The organism is Halomonas sp. NO4 (assembly GCF_010994375.1).
Classification (GTDB): Bacteria; Pseudomonadota; Gammaproteobacteria; order Pseudomonadales; family Halomonadaceae; genus Halomonas.
Genome location: NZ_WHMA01000047.1, coordinates 1 through 18,991, shown reverse-complemented (window position 1 = coordinate 18,991; position 18,991 = coordinate 1). Strand labels below are relative to the sequence as shown.

23 protein-coding genes are annotated in these 18,991 nt (G+C 66.9%); 9 read left to right on the top strand and 14 right to left on the bottom strand.

Going from position 1 to position 18,991, the window contains the following annotated elements; genetic code table 11:
• Window positions 1-246: 246 nt before the first annotated feature.
• Window positions 247-906 (top strand): OmpW family outer membrane protein, encoded by a 660-nt coding sequence (locus tag FEF15_RS17820; RefSeq protein ID WP_163560579.1) that lies wholly within the window; start codon window positions 247-249, stop codon window positions 904-906.
• 78 nt (window positions 907-984) lie between these two features.
• Here FEF15_RS17820 and FEF15_RS17815 read toward each other — a convergent pair whose 3' ends face one another.
• Together FEF15_RS17815 and FEF15_RS17810 are read right to left on the bottom strand one after the other, a co-directional pair.
• Complete coding sequence (locus FEF15_RS17815; protein ID WP_163560577.1) at window positions 985-1,485, bottom strand: gamma-glutamylcyclotransferase family protein; 501 nt, start codon at window positions 1,483-1,485, stop codon at window positions 985-987.
• 15 nt (window positions 1,486-1,500) lie between these two features.
• Window positions 1,501-1,833: a YqcC family protein gene (locus FEF15_RS17810; RefSeq protein ID WP_163560575.1), complete on the bottom strand. Its 333-nt coding sequence runs from the start codon at window positions 1,831-1,833 to the stop codon at window positions 1,501-1,503.
• Between the two features lie 269 nt (window positions 1,834-2,102).
• Here FEF15_RS17810 and FEF15_RS17805 point away from each other — a divergent pair, with 269 nt between their 5' ends.
• The 4 genes from FEF15_RS17805 (at window position 2,103) to FEF15_RS17790 (ending at window position 5,080) form a co-directional block, all read left to right on the top strand.
• Window positions 2,103-3,143, top strand: coding sequence for a DUF3549 family protein (locus tag FEF15_RS17805; protein ID WP_163560573.1), 1,041 nt, complete (start codon window positions 2,103-2,105; stop codon window positions 3,141-3,143).
• Between the two features lie 17 nt (window positions 3,144-3,160).
• Complete coding sequence (locus FEF15_RS17800) at window positions 3,161-3,598, top strand: RimK/LysX family protein (RefSeq protein ID WP_163560571.1); 438 nt, start codon at window positions 3,161-3,163, stop codon at window positions 3,596-3,598.
• Between the two features lie 43 nt (window positions 3,599-3,641).
• Window positions 3,642-4,550 (top strand): 30S ribosomal protein S6--L-glutamate ligase, encoded by a 909-nt coding sequence (gene rimK / locus FEF15_RS17795; RefSeq protein ID WP_163560569.1) that lies wholly within the window; start codon window positions 3,642-3,644, stop codon window positions 4,548-4,550.
• Window positions 4,551-4,639: 89 nt separating this feature from the next.
• Window positions 4,640-5,080, top strand: a complete 441-nt coding sequence (locus tag FEF15_RS17790; protein WP_163560567.1) for a hypothetical protein — start codon at window positions 4,640-4,642, stop codon at window positions 5,078-5,080.
• A 16-nt stretch (window positions 5,081-5,096) separates the two neighbouring features.
• Here FEF15_RS17790 and FEF15_RS17785 read toward each other — a convergent pair whose 3' ends face one another.
• From FEF15_RS17785 to FEF15_RS17755, 7 genes are all read right to left on the bottom strand, one after another.
• Window positions 5,097-5,804, bottom strand: coding sequence for an ElyC/SanA/YdcF family protein (locus FEF15_RS17785; protein WP_240454234.1), 708 nt, complete (start codon window positions 5,802-5,804; stop codon window positions 5,097-5,099).
• A gap of 19 nt (window positions 5,805-5,823) precedes the next feature.
• Window positions 5,824-6,396: a putative Fe-S cluster assembly protein SufT gene (sufT, locus tag FEF15_RS17780; protein ID WP_163560563.1), complete on the bottom strand. Its 573-nt coding sequence runs from the start codon at window positions 6,394-6,396 to the stop codon at window positions 5,824-5,826.
• An 8-nt stretch (window positions 6,397-6,404) separates the two neighbouring features.
• Window positions 6,405-7,664 carry a cysteine desulfurase gene (locus FEF15_RS17775; RefSeq protein ID WP_276208222.1) on the bottom strand — a complete coding sequence of 420 codons (1,260 nt, stop codon included), beginning with the start codon at window positions 7,662-7,664 and terminating at the stop codon, window positions 6,405-6,407.
• Window positions 7,665-7,677: 13 nt separating this feature from the next.
• Window positions 7,678-9,066 carry a Fe-S cluster assembly protein SufD gene (sufD, locus tag FEF15_RS17770; protein ID WP_163560561.1) on the bottom strand — a complete coding sequence of 463 codons (1,389 nt, stop codon included), beginning with the start codon at window positions 9,064-9,066 and terminating at the stop codon, window positions 7,678-7,680.
• Window positions 9,063-9,815, bottom strand: coding sequence for a Fe-S cluster assembly ATPase SufC (sufC, locus tag FEF15_RS17765; RefSeq protein ID WP_163560559.1), 753 nt, complete (start codon window positions 9,813-9,815; stop codon window positions 9,063-9,065). The genes sufD and sufC overlap by 4 nt, the downstream gene beginning before the upstream one ends.
• Before the next feature lie 69 nt (window positions 9,816-9,884).
• A complete protein-coding gene (sufB, locus tag FEF15_RS17760) occupies window positions 9,885-11,327 on the bottom strand; it encodes a Fe-S cluster assembly protein SufB (RefSeq protein ID WP_163560557.1) in 1,443 nt (480 codons plus the stop codon).
• A gap of 86 nt (window positions 11,328-11,413) precedes the next feature.
• Complete coding sequence (locus FEF15_RS17755; protein WP_163560555.1) at window positions 11,414-11,878, bottom strand: SUF system Fe-S cluster assembly regulator; 465 nt, start codon at window positions 11,876-11,878, stop codon at window positions 11,414-11,416.
• A 366-nt stretch (window positions 11,879-12,244) separates the two neighbouring features.
• Between FEF15_RS17755 and FEF15_RS17750 the strand changes: the two genes are divergently transcribed.
• Window positions 12,245-12,448, top strand: a complete 204-nt coding sequence (locus FEF15_RS17750; RefSeq protein ID WP_163560553.1) for a putative motility protein — start codon at window positions 12,245-12,247, stop codon at window positions 12,446-12,448.
• Window positions 12,449-12,531: 83 nt separating this feature from the next.
• Window positions 12,532-13,428 carry a complex I NDUFA9 subunit family protein gene (locus FEF15_RS17745; protein WP_163560551.1) on the top strand — a complete coding sequence of 299 codons (897 nt, stop codon included), beginning with the start codon at window positions 12,532-12,534 and terminating at the stop codon, window positions 13,426-13,428.
• A gap of 15 nt (window positions 13,429-13,443) precedes the next feature.
• Here the strand turns inward: FEF15_RS17745 and gloA are convergent, their stop codons facing one another.
• From gloA to FEF15_RS17725, 4 genes are all read right to left on the bottom strand, one after another.
• Complete coding sequence (gene gloA / locus FEF15_RS17740) at window positions 13,444-13,977, bottom strand: lactoylglutathione lyase (RefSeq protein ID WP_163560549.1); 534 nt, start codon at window positions 13,975-13,977, stop codon at window positions 13,444-13,446.
• An 87-nt stretch (window positions 13,978-14,064) separates the two neighbouring features.
• Entirely contained in the window at window positions 14,065-15,177 is a 1,113-nt protein-coding gene (locus tag FEF15_RS17735; RefSeq protein WP_163560547.1) for a CapA family protein, read from the bottom strand.
• A 22-nt stretch (window positions 15,178-15,199) separates the two neighbouring features.
• Entirely contained in the window at window positions 15,200-15,637 is a 438-nt protein-coding gene (locus FEF15_RS17730) for a nucleoside deaminase (RefSeq protein ID WP_163560545.1), read from the bottom strand.
• 76 nt (window positions 15,638-15,713) lie between these two features.
• A complete protein-coding gene (locus tag FEF15_RS17725) occupies window positions 15,714-16,472 on the bottom strand; it encodes a VIT1/CCC1 transporter family protein (RefSeq protein WP_163560543.1) in 759 nt (252 codons plus the stop codon).
• 181 nt (window positions 16,473-16,653) lie between these two features.
• Here FEF15_RS17725 and FEF15_RS17720 point away from each other — a divergent pair, with 181 nt between their 5' ends.
• Entirely contained in the window at window positions 16,654-17,610 is a 957-nt protein-coding gene (locus FEF15_RS17720; RefSeq protein ID WP_163560541.1) for a zinc metalloprotease HtpX, read from the top strand.
• Window positions 17,611-17,613: 3 nt separating this feature from the next.
• Here the strand turns inward: FEF15_RS17720 and FEF15_RS17715 are convergent, their stop codons facing one another.
• Window positions 17,614-18,249, bottom strand: coding sequence for a hypothetical protein (locus FEF15_RS17715; protein ID WP_163560539.1), 636 nt, complete (start codon window positions 18,247-18,249; stop codon window positions 17,614-17,616).
• A 296-nt stretch (window positions 18,250-18,545) separates the two neighbouring features.
• On the opposite strand from FEF15_RS17715, the gene FEF15_RS17710 reads away from it, so the two are divergent.
• The coding region (locus FEF15_RS17710; protein ID WP_163560581.1) for a helix-turn-helix domain-containing protein at window positions 18,546-18,991 on the top strand (446 nt) is incomplete at its 3' end.

The window sequence follows — 18,991 nt, the reverse complement described above, 5'->3', positions numbered from 1 at the left end:
GCCGACCACAGAAGTACCCTGCCAAGAGAAATGCCAGTCAGCGTTAACTGACTGGCATTAGGGCACTTGCCCGGCGTTTTTATGGGCAAACAGCATAACCAATATTTGAAATGCCTCTTTAGTTGCCGAAAGAAACTATTGCGCTGGATCAAGAAAAGCGTTTCACGGGATTATTAGACTGCCGCTATTGCACTGCAGCGGCCGAGGCCGCCCTTACTGAAACGCGTACCGACAAGGAGTCGACCCATGCGCAAGTCCGCCCTGCCCACCCTGCTCGCCGCCGGCCTGGCCGCTGCCGCCGTTACCACCAGCACCCAGGTCCTGGCCTACGGCCAAGGGGATTTCTTCACCCGCGTTGGCGCGACCCATGTCAGTCCCGAGAGCGACAATGGGAGCATCGATGCCCTGGGGCTGACAGACCTAGAAGTCGATGTCGATAGCGATACCAACCTGGGCTTTACCCTGGGCTATCGCTTCCACGACAAGCTGGGCGTCGAACTGCTGGCCGCCCTGCCCTTCAAGCACGACATCAACATTGCAGATGGAGCGGTGACTGGCTCCACCAAGCATCTGCCACCGACGGTGACCCTGCAGTACTACCCGTTGGGCGGCACCGAGAGCCAGGTGCAGCCCTACGCCGGCATCGGCCTCAACTACACACGTTTCTTTGATGAAAAGGCAACCGTGCATCTCAATAACATCGGTGACGTCGACCTGGACCTCGACGACTCCTGGGGCGTCGCCGGTCAGCTGGGCCTGGACGTGCTGCTCAACGACAACTGGGCCGTCAACGCCGCCGCCTGGTACGTGGATATCGACACCGATGCCAGTGTGAATGGCACAGAGGTCGGCACGGTGAACATCGACCCCTGGGTCTTTATGGTAGGCGCCAGCTACCGCTTCTAAGTGCTGGCTCGCCCGACCGCACGCAGCGAGGCCCGCCCCTGGCGGGCCTCGCTGCGTCTGCATTAGAGGGGCAATGATCTAGCGGGGGGAGTCGCGGGACAGGCCCAGCTGGGCGAGAGTGGCGTCATCCAGCCCAGCGACGGCTTCCACACCCTCCAGCCAGGCGTGATAGTCGCGACTCAGAAAGGCCTCGCCGGCCAGCAGGTGCGCCAGATATTCCCGCGCGGGCCTGAGCGACGGGGCAGTCATGCCCGGCGCGGCGATATAGACCCAAGCCTCGAAGGTGCCCTTCTCGGCCACCACCGGCAAGCGGTGGCGGTTGTACTCGTGGGGATAGCCCTCGAAGGGGTCCATGTCGCGAATCTGCTCGGGGTGGGCGAGCTCGAACAGCGCTCCCTCGACGCGCTCACCCCGCTGTCGCACCACGTTGGCATGGGCGATGCCGGCCACCTTCGACGCCTTGTCGAAGCGCAGCGCATGGTCGTGCAGCACGCCGGACAGGACCCGCCGGGTCGCCCCGATGCGGGCCGCCACCCGCGCCGGGTTCATGTTGCTGCCGTAGGCGAAATACCAGGGCATGTCGCTCCTTGCCGATCAGTTGTTCGTCACCAGGCGGTCGATCTCCTCCACCGCCTTGCACACCAGCAGCCGGTCGTTGGCGCGCGCTCCTTCCTGGGCCAGGTAGGCGTCCACCGCCGGGGCCACATCGCAGGTCTCGGGCATCGGACCGCGGGCCTCCACCAAGGCATCCAGCCGCGCGATGAACACGAAGCGCAACCACTGTGGCAGCGCCATGGTATCGATGCAGAAGGGTTGGCGGCTTTCGAAGGCCTCGGGGGCAGGAGACTCCATGCGCCACAGGTTGGTGGCCTTCATGGTCGCTTCCAGCCGGCGCAGCGCCACATCGAGTTCGTCGTGAACCGTCATCTCGTTTACCTCACGTGCTTTGGGCCCCATTATCCGGGCCGGCCTCCGGCTTGACCACCCCGCGGCCGAGGATGGCATGCACAGCGCAATTCACAGCTTCGCTGAAAGAGGCTGTGGATAAGCTCTGGAAAGCCGGCCCCTGCCCAGGGATGACGGCCCTTTCGCCCTCCTGGTTACTATTTGGCCACTCGAGCCCGCGCACCGCGGGTGAGTGGCTGACAAGGCCGGCCACAGCACGGTAGAGTGCACGCTCCAGTTCGGGAGTCGCCATGCAGCCGATTCATAGCCTTCACGATTTCTTCCAGCGCACCGGTGCCGAGGTGCGCGCTTACCACCTGGGACGACGGGTCGAACCCTGCTCGCTCGAGACACTGGCTGCCTTCGAGCGCGGCGAGCAGGCCTGGCCCGCGCCCTGGCAGGGCGAGGCGCGCCTGGGGCTGGTGTTTCGCCTCGGCGACATGCCGGAACCGGTGATCTGGTTTCTCGCCCTGCCGCTCGATGAACAGGGCCAGCTGGACCCGGCCCCGCGCGATGCCTTCCTGCAGCGGCTGATCGAGACCCTGGGTCGCAACGTCCAGCGCCTGGATGTCGCCTCGCCCGACAAGGCCGAGAACCTGATGCAGGACAATCCGCTGGCCTTCACCCCCTCGCTGCCCTTCCAGGCCATGCTGCATGCGCGGGCCACCCGGGACCGGGGAGCCTCGGCCAGCCAGCACCTGGCGCCGGTCGAGGCCTATCTGAGCGGCCAGCAGGCGCTGGACTGGCAGTTCCTCGGCCTGCAGGGCATGGCCGACTACGCCGTGCGCCTGGAAGTCGAGAAGACGGCCCAGATACTGGCCGAGCGCCTGCCCGCTCTGCCTGGCGAGGTCCTCACCTCGCTGTGCTACTGTCTGGAGCACGTCGCGATTCCCGATGAACTGGCCAAGGCCCTGCGCCAGCGAGGCGAAAGCGAGGCCGCCCGGGGCGATATCGAGGCCTTCTGTGCCTGCGTGCGTGCCGCGAGCGGGGCGGATAGCCGCCTGGCCGGCGATTGGTACGATGCCTTGCTGGCCGACGCCGATGCCTGCGGCCCCGACCTGCTGGCTGCCATCGCCGGCCGCGGCTGGGACCACCTGGAGGACGCCGCACGCCTGCCGCGCTTTCTGGCCCGGCTGGCGGAGACGCCCCAGGTCGATTTCGCCGCCGTGGTCCGGGACCTGGCCCTGATTCCGCGCCTGCGGCTGCCGGTGCTGATGACGCTGCGCGAGGCCGAGCCGACCTCCGCCATCGGCCGCCGACTCGCCGAGTTCACGACACCGCGCCAAGGATGAAACAGGGGACGCATGTCATGAAGGAACTGCCCTATACCGCCAAGGCCGTGATCGGCCGCCGCGAGATGGTGACGCTGCCCGAGCTGGGGCTGACGCTGTGCGCCAAGGCCGATACCGGGGCGCGCACCTCGGCGCTGCACGCCGAGGATATCGAGGCCTTCGAGGAAGAGGGCCATCTGTGGGTCAGCTTCACCACCCGCAGCGGCGGGCCGAATACGCCACCCCATGTCTTCCGGCTTCACTTGCACGACCGTCGGCGGGTCACCAGCTCCAACGGCCAGAGGGAGTGGCGCTACGTGATTCGCACGCCCATGCAGCTCGGGCAGATGGAGATGATGGTGGAGCTGACGCTCGCCGACCGCCGCAACATGCGCCACCCCATGCTGCTCGGCCGCCGCGCCCTGCGTCGCCTGCTGGTGGCCCCGGGTGCCGCCTTCCTGCACGGCGAGCCCTGAATCGCCCCGAACACGCCCTCGGCCCTTCGCCCCGGAGCTCTCGATGCATATCGCGCTGCTGTCCCGCAACCGCAACCTCTACTCTACCCGTCGCCTGGTGGAGGCGGCCGAGTCGCGCGGCCACCGCATCCGGGTGGTGGACACCCTGCGCTGCTACATGAGCATCGCTGCCCATCACCCTTCGATCCACTACAAGGGCGAGAACCTGGAGCCCTTCGACGCCGTGATCCCGCGCATCGGCGCCTCGATCACCTTCTATGGCTGCGCCGTGCTGCGTCAGTTCGAGATGATGGGCACCTACGTGCTCAACGACTCGGTGGCGATCACCCGCTCGCGCGACAAGCTGCGCTCCCTGCAGCTGCTGTCGCGCAAGGGCCTGGGCCTGCCGATCACCGGCTTCGCCCATTCGCCGGACGACATCCCCGACCTCATCACCATGGTCCGTGGCGCCCCCCTGGTCATCAAGCTGCTGGAGGGCACCCAGGGCATCGGCGTGGTGCTGGCCGAGACCAACCAGGCGGCGGAGAGCGTGATCCAAGCCTTCATGGGCCTAAAGGCCAACATCATGGTGCAGGAGTACATCAAGGAGGCGCGCGGCGCCGATATCCGCTGCCTGGTGATCGGCGACAAAGTAGTCGCCTCGATGAAGCGCCAGGCGCCGGAAGGCGAGTTCCGTTCCAACCTGCACCGCGGCGGCAGCGCCAGCGTGATTCGCATCACTCCGGAAGAGCGCTCCACGGCGATCCGCGCGGCCAAGGCCATGGGCCTGCGCGTCGCCGGTGTGGACCTGCTGCGCTCCAACCACGGCCCGGTGATCATGGAGGTCAACTCCTCACCGGGGCTGCGCGGCATCGAAACCGCGACCGGCAAGGACATCGCCGGCCTGATCATCGAGCATCTGGAGAAGCACGCCATCGCGCCGCGCAAGGCGCCACCCAAGCCGAAAGGATGAGCTTCGAGGGCACGATTTTCTCGCCGCCGGGGGTGGCAAAAGTGCTAAGACACCCCCACAATCGGCGTCACCGGAGGAGGTGACCGCCCATGTTTCTCGACAATCGCCAGGTGGCGATGGACAGCGTGCTGGAAGCGCTGGCTGACAGCATCGATTATTTTCAGGACAACCTGGAGCGCCTGCGCCCGTCGCTGCGCGAGGCGCTCAAGCCGCACTACGAAGCGCGCAGCAAGGCGATGCGGGAACTGCGGGAACTGGCCAGGCGTCACCTCAACCTGTTGCCCCGTGACGCCGACGTGGAACGCGACGACTATCTGTGGCTGTGGAGTCGGCTGAAGAGCTTTGTCGGCAACGAGAGCCAGGTGGTGATAGGCGAGCTGCTCGAGCAGGAACGCGTCCTGATGCAGGCGCTCGCCACCCTCTTCACCCACCCCCTGCCCGACCCCGTGGAAGCCAGCGTGGAGCGCTGCTGGAAAGGCTGCCGAGCGCTGATTCGCGAGCTATACCAGCTCCAGAAGCAGCGCCGCTAGCTAGCCGGCATTCGCTTTACTCGTTCGCCGTTCCATCGTCGTTGGTCTCGCCGAGGCGCGGCGCGATCTCCAGTGGCTCGAACGGCCCGAGGAAATAGGGCTCGCGCCCCCAGAGGTAGAGATCCCCCAGCGTCGCCGCCCGAGCGACCCACTCACGTGCCTGCAGGCGCCACCGGCCCTCCGTCGGCTGGGTCGGGGCGGCACAGCCGATCACCTCCAGCCCCAGGGCATCGGCAATGAACAGCGCCCGCGGCAGGTGCCAGGCCTGGGTGACGAGCACCGCGCGATCCACGCCGAAGACGTCGCGCGCCCGAACCAGGGTATCGAAGGTGCTGAAGCCGGCGTAATCCAGGGTCATATCGGCGTCACGCACGAAGCGAGCACGCAGATCGCGCCACATGGTGACGGGCTCGTTGTAGAAGCGCGTACGATTGTCGCCGGAGAGCAGCAGATGCTGCACCCGCCCCAGGCGCATCAGGCGCGAGGCGGCGCTCATGCGCGCATCGAAATGGGGGTTGCGCACCCCGCTGCGCGTCCAGTGAGAGGTGCCGAAGACGATCCCCACCCGCTCGGGCCCGCACAGCGGCAGCTCGTCCTCGATGCGTCCCTGGGTCTTGGCCAGGATCCAGGTGTTGCTCGCCACGAACAGCACGACGGCCAGGAGCGCCAGCGCTCCCGACGACATCAATACGACTCTGAAGGCCTTCCCCGCCGCCACTTTCATGACCCTTCCCGCCCCGGGTTCAGAACATGCCGAGTTCCAGCTTGGCCTCGTCGCTCATCATCTCCCGGCTCCAGGGCGGGTCGAAGACGATCTCGGTGTGCACCTTGCTGATCTGCGGGGCGCCCAGGATCTTGTTGCGAGCATCGGCGGCGATGACGTCGCCCATGCCGCAGCCCGGCGCGGTCAGGGTCATGCGGATGGTCACGATGCGCTCGCCGCTGATCAGCCGCTCAATGCGACAGCCATAGACCAGCCCCAGGTCGACGATATTGACCGGGATCTCGGGGTCGAAGCAGGTGCGCAGCTGCTCCCACACGAACTGCTCGATCGCCTCGTCCGAGGCGTCTTCGGGCAGGGTCGGCCGGGGCAGCGGCTCGAGCCCCAGCGCATCGAGATTGCTGCCCTCAATGAGGTAGAGCCGTCCCTCGTGGCCGACGCTCACCGAACTGCCCTTGGCCTGCATCACGCTGACGATGCTGTCCTCGGCGAGAGTGACCGTCTTGCCGAAGGGGATGGAGATCGCCGCCACGTCGCGCTGCAGGGGCAGCGTCTGGCCCTTCTCGAGGGTGGCTATCTGCTCGATATCGCTCATGGGGTTCCTTATCTGACCATACCGATGACGCGCTCCAGCGCCTCGCCGAAGACGTCGACCTCTTCCAGGGTGTTGTAGGCGGCAAAGGAGGCCCGGCAGGTCGCGTCGACACCGAAGTGGTGCAGCAGCGGCTGGGCACAGTGGTGACCGGTGCGAATCGCCACGCCCAGTTGGTCGATGAGCAGCCCGATATCCTGGGAGTGGGCCCCATCGACCACGAAGGAGAGCACCCCAGCCTTGTCCGGCGCAGTGCCGAGTATGCGCAGGCCATCGATTCGCGACACCCGCTCGGTGGCATGCGCCAGCAGGCGTGCTTCCCAGTCTGCGATGGCCGCGATACCGACCCGACTCACCCAATCGAGCGCCGCGCCCAGGGCGATCACTTCGGCGATGGCCGGGGTGCCTGCCTCGAACTTATGGGGAATGGCGGCAAAGGTGGTCTCGCGCTCGAAGGAGACGGTGGCGATCATCTCCCCGCCGCCTTGCCAGGGCGGCATCGCCTCGAGCAGCTCGGCCTTGCCGTAGAGCACCCCCGCTCCGGTCGGCCCGTAGACCTTGTGCCCGGAGAAGGCATAGAAGTCGGCATCGATGTCACGCACGTCCACCGCCTGGTGGGGCGCAGCCTGGGCGCCGTCGACGAGGATCAGTGCACCGCGATCGTGGGCAATGCGCGCCAGCTCGCGCACCGGATTCACCGTGCCGAAGGCGTTGGAGACATGGTTGACCGCCACCAGCCGGGTGCGCTCGGTGAACAGCCGGGCATAGGCGTCGAGATCCAGCACGCCGCGCTCGTCCACCGGGATTACCTTGATGGTGAAACCGAGCTCGCGAGCCAGCAGCTGCCAGGGCACGATATTGGAGTGATGCTCGAGGCGCGAGATCAGCACCTCGTCGCCGGCCTTGAGGTTGGCTCGCCCCCAGGCATTGGCCACCAGGTTGATCGCCTCGGTGGTGCCGCGGGTAAAGACGATCTCGCGTGGCTCGGCGGCGTTCAGGAAGGCGCGCACCGTCTCGCGAGTGCCTTCAAAGGCGGCCGTGGCCTCGTCGGCCAGAGTGTGCAGCCCACGGTGGATGTTGGCGTTGTAGCGACCATAGTAGTCGTCGAACACCTCGATCACCGGCCGCGGGGTCTGGCTGGTGGCCGCGTTGTCGAGATAGACCAGCGGCCGGCCATGGACCTGGCGCGCCAGGATCGGAAAGTCCGCTCGCACGGCCGCCACGTCCAGGGTCGGAACCGCGAGGGTATCTCTGGTTGCCAGGTCGGTCATCTCTCTTCTCCTGTCACTCGCCGGCGGTGTCATCAAGGGCCGCGGCCGTCTCCACGAGCCCGGCCAGGTTGAAGCGCTCGGGCAGCTTGCCGGCCACGGCGCGCTCGACGCGCTCGGCGATGGCATCCAGCCCCACCTGCTCGAGCACCTCGCCGGCAAAGGCCAGGGTCAGCAGGCCGCGGGCGGTCTGCTCGTCGATGCCGCGGGTGCGCAGGGCGTAGACCGCCTCCGCGTCGAGCTGCCCGGTGGTGGTGCCGTGGGAGCACTTGACGTCATCGGCGTAGATCTCGAGTTCCGGCTTGGCGTCGATCTCGGCGCGGTCGGAAAGCAGCAGGTTGGCGTTGCTCTGGTAGCCCTCGATCTTCTGGCTGTCGCGCTTGACCACCACCTTGCCGTTGAACACGCCATGGGCACGGTCGTCGAGGATGCCCTTGTAGTTCTCGTTGGAGGTGGTGTGGGGCGCGTTGTGGTTGGCCAGAGTGTGGTTGTCCACGTGCTGGCGCCCCTGACCGTAGAAGAGGCCGTTGAATACCGCCTCGGCGCCCTGGCCGTTGAGCTCGGTGATCAGGTCATTGCGCACCAGGCCACCGCCCAGGTTCAGATTGAAGGAGGTGAAACGGCTGTCGCGCCCCTGCTCCACGTGGATGCTCGCCACGTGGAGGTCGGAGAGCGCGGCTTCCTGCAGCTTGTAATGGGTGAGGATGGCGCCGCGCTCGAGGAGAATCTCTTCCACCAGGTTGGTGAAGTTGGCGGCCTGCTGCTCGCCCACGTGATGCTCGATCACCGTGGCCTCGCTGCGCGCGCCGGCCTCCACCAGAATGCGCGGGTGGCTCATCACCGGCGCCTCATTGGCCCGCGAGAGAAACTGCACCACGATCGGCTTGTCGACCACCGTGCCCGGCGCCAGGCGCAACACGGCGCCCTCCTCCATGAAGGCGGTGTTGAGCGCCGAGAAGGGGGAGAACTCCACCCCGGTAAGCCGCCCCAGCGGGCCGCCCACCGCCTCGTGGTTCTCCGCCAGCGCCTGGGAGAGGGGCAGCAGCGCCACGCCCTTGGGCAGCTCGTCGAGCTGAGAAAGGGCCGCGGAGAAGACGCCGTCGACGAAGGTCAGGCGGTGCGCCTCGAGGGGCAGCGTCAGCGCCGCCGCCGTGGCCGGCGAGAAGCTGGCATCGTCAGTCAGGGCGAAGTCGCCGCGGGCGATGGCGCGCACATCGGTGTACTTCCACGCCTCGACGCGGCGGTGGGGAAAGCCCATTGCCTCGAAGCGGGCGGCACCTGCCTGGCGCCGTGCGGCGATCCAGGTCGGCTCGGGCCCTTGGGATTCCGCGCGACTGGCATTGCGCTCGGAAAGTCGCTCGAGGAAGCGCTGAACGTCGGCGTTGGGGGCTTGCACATCGCTCATGCCGCAGACTCCTCCACCACCCAGTCGTAGCCGCGCGCTTCAAGTTCCTTGGCGAGTTCGGCATCACCGCTCTTGGCAATGCGGCCATCGACCAGCACGTGCACCCGATCGGGCACCACGAAGTCGAGCAGGCGCTGGTAGTGGGTCACCAGCAGAATGCCGCGATCAGCGCTGCGCAGGGAGTTGATGCCCTCGGCCACCACGCGCATGGCGTCGATGTCGAGGCCAGAGTCGATCTCGTCGAGCATCGCCAGCTTGGGCTGCAGCACCAGCATCTGCAGGATCTCGTTGCGCTTCTTCTCACCGCCGGAGAAGCCCTCGTTGACGGCACGCTGCAGGAAGCTCGAATCCATCTTCATGAAGGCGATCTTCTCCTTGACCAGCTTCATGAACTCCGGCGCCGGGATCTCGCCCTCGCCGCGCGCCGCGCGCTGGGCGTTTAGCGCCGCCTTGAGCAGGTAAATGTTCTTCACCCCGGGGATCTCCACCGGGTACTGGAAGCCCAGCAGCAGGCCGGCCTGGGCGCGCTCCTCGACCTCCATCTCCAGCACGTCCTGGCCCTTGAAGGTGATGGAGCCTTGGGTGACCTCGTAGCCCTCCTTGCCGGCGATCACCGCCGAGAGGGTCGACTTGCCGGCCCCGTTGGGCCCCATGATGGCGTGTACCTCGCCGGCGTTGACGGTGAGGCTGAGACCCTTGAGGATTTTCTGGCCCTCGACCGTGACGTGCAGATCCTTGACTTCGAGCATCATGACTACCTTTTGATTCGTTCGCGCCGCCCAGCGGCGTCGGAAATGGCGTTGATTCGACGGTCGGCTTTAGCCAACGGCACCTTCCAATGTCACATTGAGCAGCGCCTCGGCTTCCACGGCGAACTCCATCGGCAGCTCCTGAAAGACATCCTTGCAGAAGCCGTTGACGATCATGCTCACCGCATCCTCCTCGGAGATGCCGCGGCTCTGGCAATAGAAGAGCTGGTCCTCGCCGATCTTGGAGGTGGTCGCCTCGTGCTCCACGGTGGCGGTGCTGTTGCCGATCTCCTGATAGGGGAAGGTGTGGGCACCGCACTGGTCGCCGATCAGCAGCGAGTCGCACTGGGTGAAGTTGCGCGCGTTCTTGGCCCGCGGGCCGACCTTCACCAGGCCGCGGTAGGACTGGTTGGCGCGCCCGGCGGAGATCCCCTTGGAGACGATGGTGGAGCGGGTGTTCTCGCCGATATGGATCATCTTGGTGCCGGTGTCGGCCTGCTGGCGGCCGTTGGTCACCGCCACGGAGTAGAACTCGCCGATGCTGTCGCGTCCGCGCAGCACACAGGAGGGATACTTCCAGGTGATGGCGGAACCGGTCTCGACCTGTGTCCAGCTGATGCGCGAGCGGTCGCCGCGGCAGTCGCCGCGCTTGGTGACGAAGTTATAGATGCCGCCCTTGCCATCCTCGTCGCCGGGGTACCAGTTCTGCACCGTGGAGTACTTGATGTAGGCGTCTTCCAGTGCCACCAGCTCGACCACCGCGGCGTGCAGCTGGTTCTCGTCGCGCTGCGGCGCAGTGCAGCCTTCCAGGTAGGAGACCTGGGCACGGCTCTCGCAGATGATCAGGGTGCGCTCGAACTGCCCGGTGTTGCGCTCGTTGATGCGGAAGTAGGTGGAGAGCTCCATGGGGCAAGTCACCCCTTCCGGCACGAAGACGAAGGAGCCGTCGGTGAACACCGCCGAGTTGAGCGCGGCGAAGTAGTTGTCGCCCTGGGGCACCACGCTGCCCAGGTACTGCTTGACCAGCTCCGGATAGTCGCGGATCGCCTCGGACATGGAGCAGAAGATCACTCCGGCTTCGTGGAGCTTTTCCTTGAAGGTGGTGGTCACCGAGACGGAGTCGAAGACCGCGTCCACCGCCACACCAGCGAGCGCCGCGCGCTCGTGCAGCGGAATGCCCAGCTTCTCGTAGGTCTCGAGCAGCTTGGGGTCCACCTCGTCGAGGCTCTGCGGGCGATCCTCATCCCGCTTGGGGGCGCTGTAGTAGGAGATCGCCTGGTAGTCGATGGGTGGATAATCGAGGTGCGCCCAGGACGGCGACGTCATCTTCAGCCACTGGCGGTAGGCCTTGAGGCGCCACTCGAGCATCCACTCCGGCTCGCCCTTCTTCTTGGAGATGAAGGCGATGGTGTTCTCGTCGAGACCGGGCGGTACCGTGTCGCTCTCGATGTCGGTCACGAACCCTTCTTTGTATTCGCGACGAACGAGCTGTTCCATTTCCTGACTTGCCATGGTGCTTCCCCCTCCCGGGCGGTTGGGACGGCGAGCGCGACTCGCCGGGGTCATGATGATTCGCTGCGCGGCGAACGGCTGTCGGCTCAGGCCGTGTCCGCGGCCACGCTCACGGTCTGTATGGGCAACTGTATCGGCAGCTTGATTGGCGTGGTGTCGGCCAGGTGGGCCAGGGTCACGCTGTCCAGCAGGGTGCGAACGGCCAGCGAGACGCGCTGCCAGTTGTCGGCGACACCGCAGACCGACACCAGGTCACAGTCGCCGTCCGCCTGGCTGCACTCGGTCATGGCCACCGGCCCCTCGATGGCGGTGATGATGTCGCGTGCGGTGATGCGTGAAGCCGGCCGCGCCAGGGAGTAGCCGCCCTGGGCCCCACGCCGCGACTCGAGCAGGCCGGCACGCACCAGCATCTTCAGTGTCTTGCTGACGGTGGGGTGCGGCAACTGCACGGCTTCGGCAAGCTCCGCCGCGGCGTGCGGCTGCTCGGGGTGGCGGGCGATCTGCGCCATCACCACCGCCGCGTAGTCGGTCAGCCGTGAAAGCTTGAGCATGGTGACTCCTCCAGGCTGCGCCGGCGCCCCGAACGGACCCCGCGCTGCATTGGGGACCATTTTAGTCCCCTATAGATGGGATGTGAACCCCCGCTGCCGTTTCCCGCCGTAAAGGCGCCGTTTCGCGGCACGTTCGTCGCTTTTCGAATGAAATTTACAATCGTTCTCATTTAAGGTAACTATCACATCGCCGCGGCCTCACTTCCCGGATATGACCGGGCTCTGGCCTGGCGCGGTGCAGCCATCTGGCCGTCAGCGCGGGAGCCGTCTTCAGGGTACCGACAGGTGCTGCGACCCCGTCGCTTTGCATCCCTCCCCCGGGGCTGGTAGCTTGAAGAGGCATTCGCTAAATCAAGGAGGCGTGTCATGGATTCCGCCGTCAACAGCGTGGTCGGTTCCTCGCTGATGCTCGAGCAGGCACAAAGTGCCCAGCAGGCACAGATGCAGGTGTTCAAGGAAGCGCTCGAGAGCCAGAAGGATCAGGTCAGCGCCCTGATGGAATCGGCCGGCGCCGAGCCGGACCTGGCTGACGAGGGGCATCTGGGCACGCTGATCAACGCCTACGCCTGAGCCACTCGCCTCGCCCGACCCTCACCCCGCGCCGCCTGGGCGCGGGGTGATTGCTGTCCCCGCCCTTCCTGGCAGCCCTGACCATGGCAACGATCACGGTTTTCGGCGGCACCGGCTTTCTAGGCAGTGCCATCGCGCGCGAACTGGTGGATGCCGGTCACGGCGTACGCATTGCCGCGCGCCACGCCACCATGCCCGATTGGGCGGAAGCCAGCGATCCGGTGACCTGTCTCGCCGCCGACATCCGTGACAGCGCCAGCGTCGCAACCGCCATCCGCGGGGCCGAGGGCGTGGTCAATGCCGTCAGTCTCTACGTGGAGCGCCGTGACCTGCGCTTCGCCGACATCCATGTCGCGGCCGCCGCCCAGCTGGCACGGCTGACCCGCAACGCCGGCATCGAGCGGCTGGTGTACATATCGGGCATCGGCGCCGACACCCGCTCGCCCTCCGCCTACGTGCGCGCCCGAGCAGAAGGCGAAGCCGCGGTGCTCGACGCCTTCCCGCGGGCCATGATCCTGCGACCCAGCGTCCTGTTTGGCCCCCACGACGCCTTTCTCGCCACCCTGGCCCGCCTCACCCTGCTGCCGGCGATTCCGCTGTTCGGCCGCGGCACCACGCGCCTGCAGCCCGTGCACGTGATCGACGTGGCGCGTGCCGTGGACCGGCTGCTGGGCAGCCATCCGCCCGCCCCGCGCCTCTTCGAGCTGGGCGGCCCCGAGGTGCTGCGCTACCGCGATGTGCTCGACCAGGTGCTCGCTCATCTGGAGCGGGAGCGACCGCTGGTGCCGGTGCCCTTCGCCGTGTGGCACGGGCTAGCGCTGCTGGCGGGGGTGCTTCCCGAGCCGCCCCTCACCCGCGACCAGGTGATCCTCATGGCACGCGACAACGTCGCCAACCCTGACATGGCGGGCTTCGCCACCCTCGACATCCTGCCCCACGCCCTGCGCGACAGCCTGCCTGACTGCCTCGACGGCGGCTGAACCGGGCGCTCGACGTCAGTCGCCCAGGGCGGCGAGCCGGTCCGCCTGGACCACTTCGATCCAGTAGCCGTCGACGTCCTTGACGAACACCACACCCTGCATCTTGCCTTGATCCGAGCGCTTGACGAAGGTGACGTCGTTGGCGTCAAACCAGGCCTCGGCGGCCGCCAGATCGGGCACCGAAAAGCAGATGTGACCGAAGCCCTGAGGCTCGGCATTGCCGTCGTGGTAGGCGAAGTCCTCCTGCGCTTCCGTGCCCCAGTTGTGGGTCAGCTCCAGCACCCCGCGCTGGCTGAAGGTCCAGACGGTGCGCTCGCCAGCCTCCTCGGGCACCGTTTCCCCGACCTCCGGGCGGGCCAGGAAGTAGAGCGAGAACTGCATCTCCGCGAAGTCCAGTCGACGCAGCACCCGCATGCCGAACACCCGGGTGTAGAAGGCCAAGGCCCTCTCCGGGTCCTTCACCCGCAGCATGGTGTGGTTGAGGCGAAAGCCCTCGGTATGTCGGGTCGGCGTCTCCACGCCGGGGTGCTGCTCTCCAGGAAAGCTCATGAACGTCTCCTTCGGTCATGTCGGTAGGTAGGTTCAGTGGGGCACGGGGAACACTCGCGGCGGCATGCCGGCCGGCGGGAGACCGGCTCAGCCCCACGCCAGTACCAGCCGTGCCTCGTCGTCGCAGTGCAACCGCGTGCCGAGGGGCTCGCCCTCGCGGCTCAGCCGCTCGGCCAGCCACTTCGCCTCCGCCGGGGACGCCCGCTCGAGGCGAAAACGGCACAGCCGGAACGGCAGCAGCGTCAGCCCGGCCAGAGCCCCATCCGCCAGGCGCACTCGCGGCAGATAGCCAAGCACCAGGTCGGGGCGGTAGGCCTCGTGACCGGAGATACCCTCGTAGTCGTTGAGGAAGTCCCCGCAACCGTAGAGGATCAGCTTGCCGCGGTACACCTCGATGCCCAGCGGATGGTGCGAGGAGTGGCCCCACACCAGGTCAGCGCCCGCCTCGTCGATGAGGCGGTGGGCGAAGGCGCGGTGGGCCTCGGGGATGGCATAGCCCCAGTTGCCGCCCCAGTGCAGCGAGACCAGGGTCAGCTCGCCAGGGCGGCGCTGCCATGTCACCTCGGCGATGGCCGCCTCGCCGGCCGCCCCGGTCATCTCGGGGAGGAAGTGCACGCCTGGGCTGTCCTCGCCGGCGGCCCACTCGTCGGGGATGCCGCTGTTCGCCGCACCCAGGGCGTGCAGGCGCACCCGGCCGCCGGGCACGGCAAAGTCGGGGGCGGCCGCGGCCTCGGTGGCATTGCGCCCGGCCCCGGCACAGGTCAATCCCGCGCCAGCGAGCACGTCCAGGGTCTCGCGAAGCCCCGACTCGCCCCAGTCCCGCACGTGGTTGTTGGCCAGCGTGCAGCCGTGCACCCCCAGTGCCGTCAGCACCGGGAGATTGGCCGGATGCATGCGGTAGTTGATCCCCTTGGGCTCGGCCTCGTCGCTGGTGGTGACCGCCGTCTCCAGATTGATCAGCCGCAGCGCCGGGGCGGCCCGCTCGAGCGCCGCCAGGGCATCGCCCCAGACGTAGTCGTAGCCCACCGGCGCGGGAATAGCACCGTTGGCCTGCTCGGCGATCGTCACGTAGTCGAGGGCCGAGCTCACGAAGGGCTCGAAGAGGCGCGGGTCGACCGAATCTGGCAGCACCTGGTCGATGCCGCGTCCGGTCATGACGTCACCGGTGAGCCACAGGGTCACGCTTGCCGGTTCATTCATGCGCCCTCCTCGCGAGCTTTCGCTATTCGCCGATGTCCTCGTGCCAGAGCGCCGGCGAGGCGGCGATGAAGCGCTCCATCAGGGCGATGCAGTCGGCATCCTGCAGCACGGTCACCTCGACGCCGCGCTCGCGCAACAGCGCCTCCTCGCCCAGGAAGGTGCGGTTCTCGCCGACCACCACGCGCGGAATGCCGTAGAGCAGGATCGCACCGCTGCACATGGCGCAAGGCGAGAGCGTGGTGTAGAGCACGCTCTCGCGATAGACGGCGGCCGGCTGGCGACCGGCGTTCTCCAGGGCATCCATCTCGCCGTGCAGCACCGCGCTGTCCGACTGCACGCGACGGTTGTGGCCACGACCGAGAATCTCGCCGCGATGCACCAGCACCGAGCCGATGGGTATGCCGCCCTCCGCCAGGCCCCCGCGCGCTTCGTCAAGGGCCGCCTTCAGGTGTGGATCCATCGCACTGTCTCCCGTTCCGTGTGATCCCGTTACGTGTGAATGGTGGTTCGTCGGAGCCGGCAGGACCGGGCGAAGGTCATGCCGCCACGCCGAACAGCGTCTGGGCCAGATGCCCGGTGAGGAACGCCAGCCCCGCCGCGGCGCCACCCATCAGCAGGGTGCGCAGGCCCGACTTCACCACCGGCTGGCCGTAGACCAGGCTCTTGAGCATGCCGATGCCCAGGAACATCACGCCGGCCATGGCAAGGCTCGCCAGGAACTGCTGGGTGAGGCTGAGGGTCGCCAGCGTGTAGGGCAGAAGCGGCATGGCACCGACGACGAGAAAGGCCAGGAAGGTGGTCAGCGCGGAGCGCAGCGGGCTCAGCCCCATGCGCTGCAGGCCGTGCTCCTCGGTGAGCATGGTCTCGATCCACACCTCGCGATCCTCGGTGATCGCCGCCACCACCTGCTCCAGGGTCTCGCCCGCCAGCCCCTTGCGGCGAAAGATCTCGCGGATCTCCTCGCGCTCTCCCTCCGGCACTGCGTCGATATGGTGGTTCTCGCGCTCGCGGACTCCCTGGATGTGCTCACGCTGGGCCTGGATCGACTCGTAGTTGCTCACCGCCATGCTGAAGCCGTCGGCCAGCAGGTTGGCGAAACCCAGCACCAGCGCCACGGTGGCCGAGAAACCGGCCCCGAAGGCCCCCGACACCACGGCGAAGGTGGTCACGCAGCCGTCGATGCCGCCCAGGATGGCATCGGGCACCGTCTCGGCCCGCTGGGGTGCGCTGAGGCGACGCCGGATCGCCTCCGGGCGGTGCTCGGCTTCCAGCGCACGTCGCTCGCGTTGATCCATGGCCTCTCTCCGCCGCCTCGTCTTCCGCCACCATACCACCGTCTACCAGCGCCGGAAGAGCCCGTCACGCGTCACGACGACGCCCCCGCCGAACAGACGGGTGCCGCCCATCGCGCGGTTGTATCGGCCCCGTCGAACCGCGATGATCGAAGAAGCATGGACGACAGCCAAGGAGCCGTACATGGCCCACCCTCCGCAACGGCTCTGGCGCAGCCGCTTCAAGAACGCGCTGCAGACCCTGCTGATCATGGCCAGCCTGGCGCTGGTGCTGTCGATCCCCGGCTACCTGCTGGCTGGCCCCTTCGGGGTGCTGCTGTGCCTGGCCATGGTCCTGTGCGCCGTCTACCTGAGCAGTTGGATGCCGGCACGCTGGGTGCTGGCCAACAGCGGCGCCGGCCTGCTGCGCCGCCACCAGGCACCGGCGCTCTACCGGCTGCTCGATGCCCTCTACCGGCGGGCTGGGCTGGAGACCACCCCGCTGCTCTATTACGCCCCCTCGCCAGAACTGAACGCCTTTGCCGTGGGCGACCGTCGTGATGGCGGCATCGCCGTCACCGACGGCCTGCTGCGCACGCTCTCGCTGCGCGAGCTGGCCGGCGTGCTCGCCCATGAGGTGAGCCACCTGCGCCATGGCGACACCCGGGTGATGTCGATCGCCGCCGCCATGACCCGGCTCACCGTCTGGGTCACTACGGTAGTGCAGGTCAGCATCCTGCTGATGCTGCCCATGATCCTCAGTGGCCAGCTGGCCTTCCCCTGGCTGGCGCTGCTGCTGGTGGCCATGGCGCCGACCCTGAGCACGCTGCTGCAGTTGGCCTTGTCGCGCAACCGCGAGTACACCGCCGACCTGGAGGCCATTGCCATCACCGGTGATGCACACGGCCTGGCCTCGGCGCTGCAGGTGCTGGAGCATCACCAGGGCCAGTGGCTGGCGACACTGTTCGGCCGCCAGCCGCCGGCGTGGATCGACTGGCTGCGTACCCACCCGCCAACCCAGGAGCGCGTCCAGCGGCTCATGGCGCTGGCCCCATCGCGCCACCAGGAACCATCGATCGAGCCCCTGTTCTCCACGGGCGAGCCGATGCTCCACGAGCGGCCGGGGGCGATGGGACGACGCTACTGGATCCTGCGGCGCTGACCCTCAGCGAGGCGCCTGGCGCAGCCGTGCGAAATCCTCGTCGCTGACCGCCTGCCGATCGGCATCGAGAATCCGGCCGCCGATGGCCGCCACCGACTGGGTCAAGCGGATCAGTGTCTCGGGGCTCTGGGCGACGCGTTTCTTGTTGCGGAAGTGAACCAGAATGGAGACACCTCCCACGATGGGGTGCTGACCCGGCTCGTGCAGCGGCGGCAAGCGTCCCGGAGGCGTACTATCGGCCACCGTCAGTCGATAGCCGGCCCGGGTATCGCGTAGGCTGTACACCCCCTGCCGGGTATCGTAGACGGCACCTTCGGTCTCGAGGAGCTTGTTGAGCCGGCGATTGGTGTCCAGCGCCGGCCAGTCGAACACCACGAACAGGCACTGCTGGACGCCATCCCCCTGAACGACCTGAAAACGGTGGGAGACCGAGGTAGCCTCGGCGCTGGCCGGCTCGCTAGGCGACACTGTCGGATCCGGCTCGCTGGCAGCCGGCGCCGGCGGGGGCTCTGTTTCCGAGCCCGCAATCGGCTCGTCAGCCGGCTGGGCACGGCGCAGGTAGAGGAAGATCGCCAAGGCGGTCAGCGCCAAGCTGACCGCTGCGACTGCCAACAGAATGGCGCCACTCGTCGAATTCATCCGTCTCTTCTCCTTGCCAGACCTGCGCCCTACCGGCAGTCCGTCGAGCGGCGGCGCAAGCGATTCGAACCTGTCGGGTGCTTTGCGATGCACCCGATGTCGTCTTGTCGTTATCGGTGCACGATTGAGCGTGCGTCGTCGGGGGAAGGGAGAATCGGCGCCCTCAGCAAAAATCCGCGAGAACCCTCGCCCACTCGGGCGGGGAGGAAAGCGGGCAGTGTGATAGCACTGCTGGGTTTGCCCGGTGAGGCAAATCGACATAGGCTGTATATATGTCCAAGTACCGATGAATGACCATGCTGAAAGCCACGAAAGTTCGCATCTATCCCACACCGGCGCAAGCGGCATTTCTTCACCGCCAGTTTGGGTCGGTGCGCTTCGTCTACAACATGGGCCTTCGCATCCTCTCCCATCGGTATCGCGTCCATGGTCAGGCGTTGAGTGCTAAGCACGACATCAAGAAACTGTTGCCGGTGGCCAAGAAGTCGCGCCAGTACGGATGGCTGCGTGAGGCTAATTCGATGGCGTTGCAGCAGGCGTGCCTGAACTTGGATCGTGCTTTCCAAAACTTCTTCAATCCCCAGCTCAAGGCGCGCTATCCGCGCTTCAAGCGCAAACGGGGCAAGCAATCCAGCTATCACTGCGTCGGCGTCAAGGTCGGCGAGGACTGGATCAAGGTGCACAAGCTCGGGCCGATCAAGGCCCGCGTCCACCGTCAGGTGGTCGGCACGCTGAAAAGCAT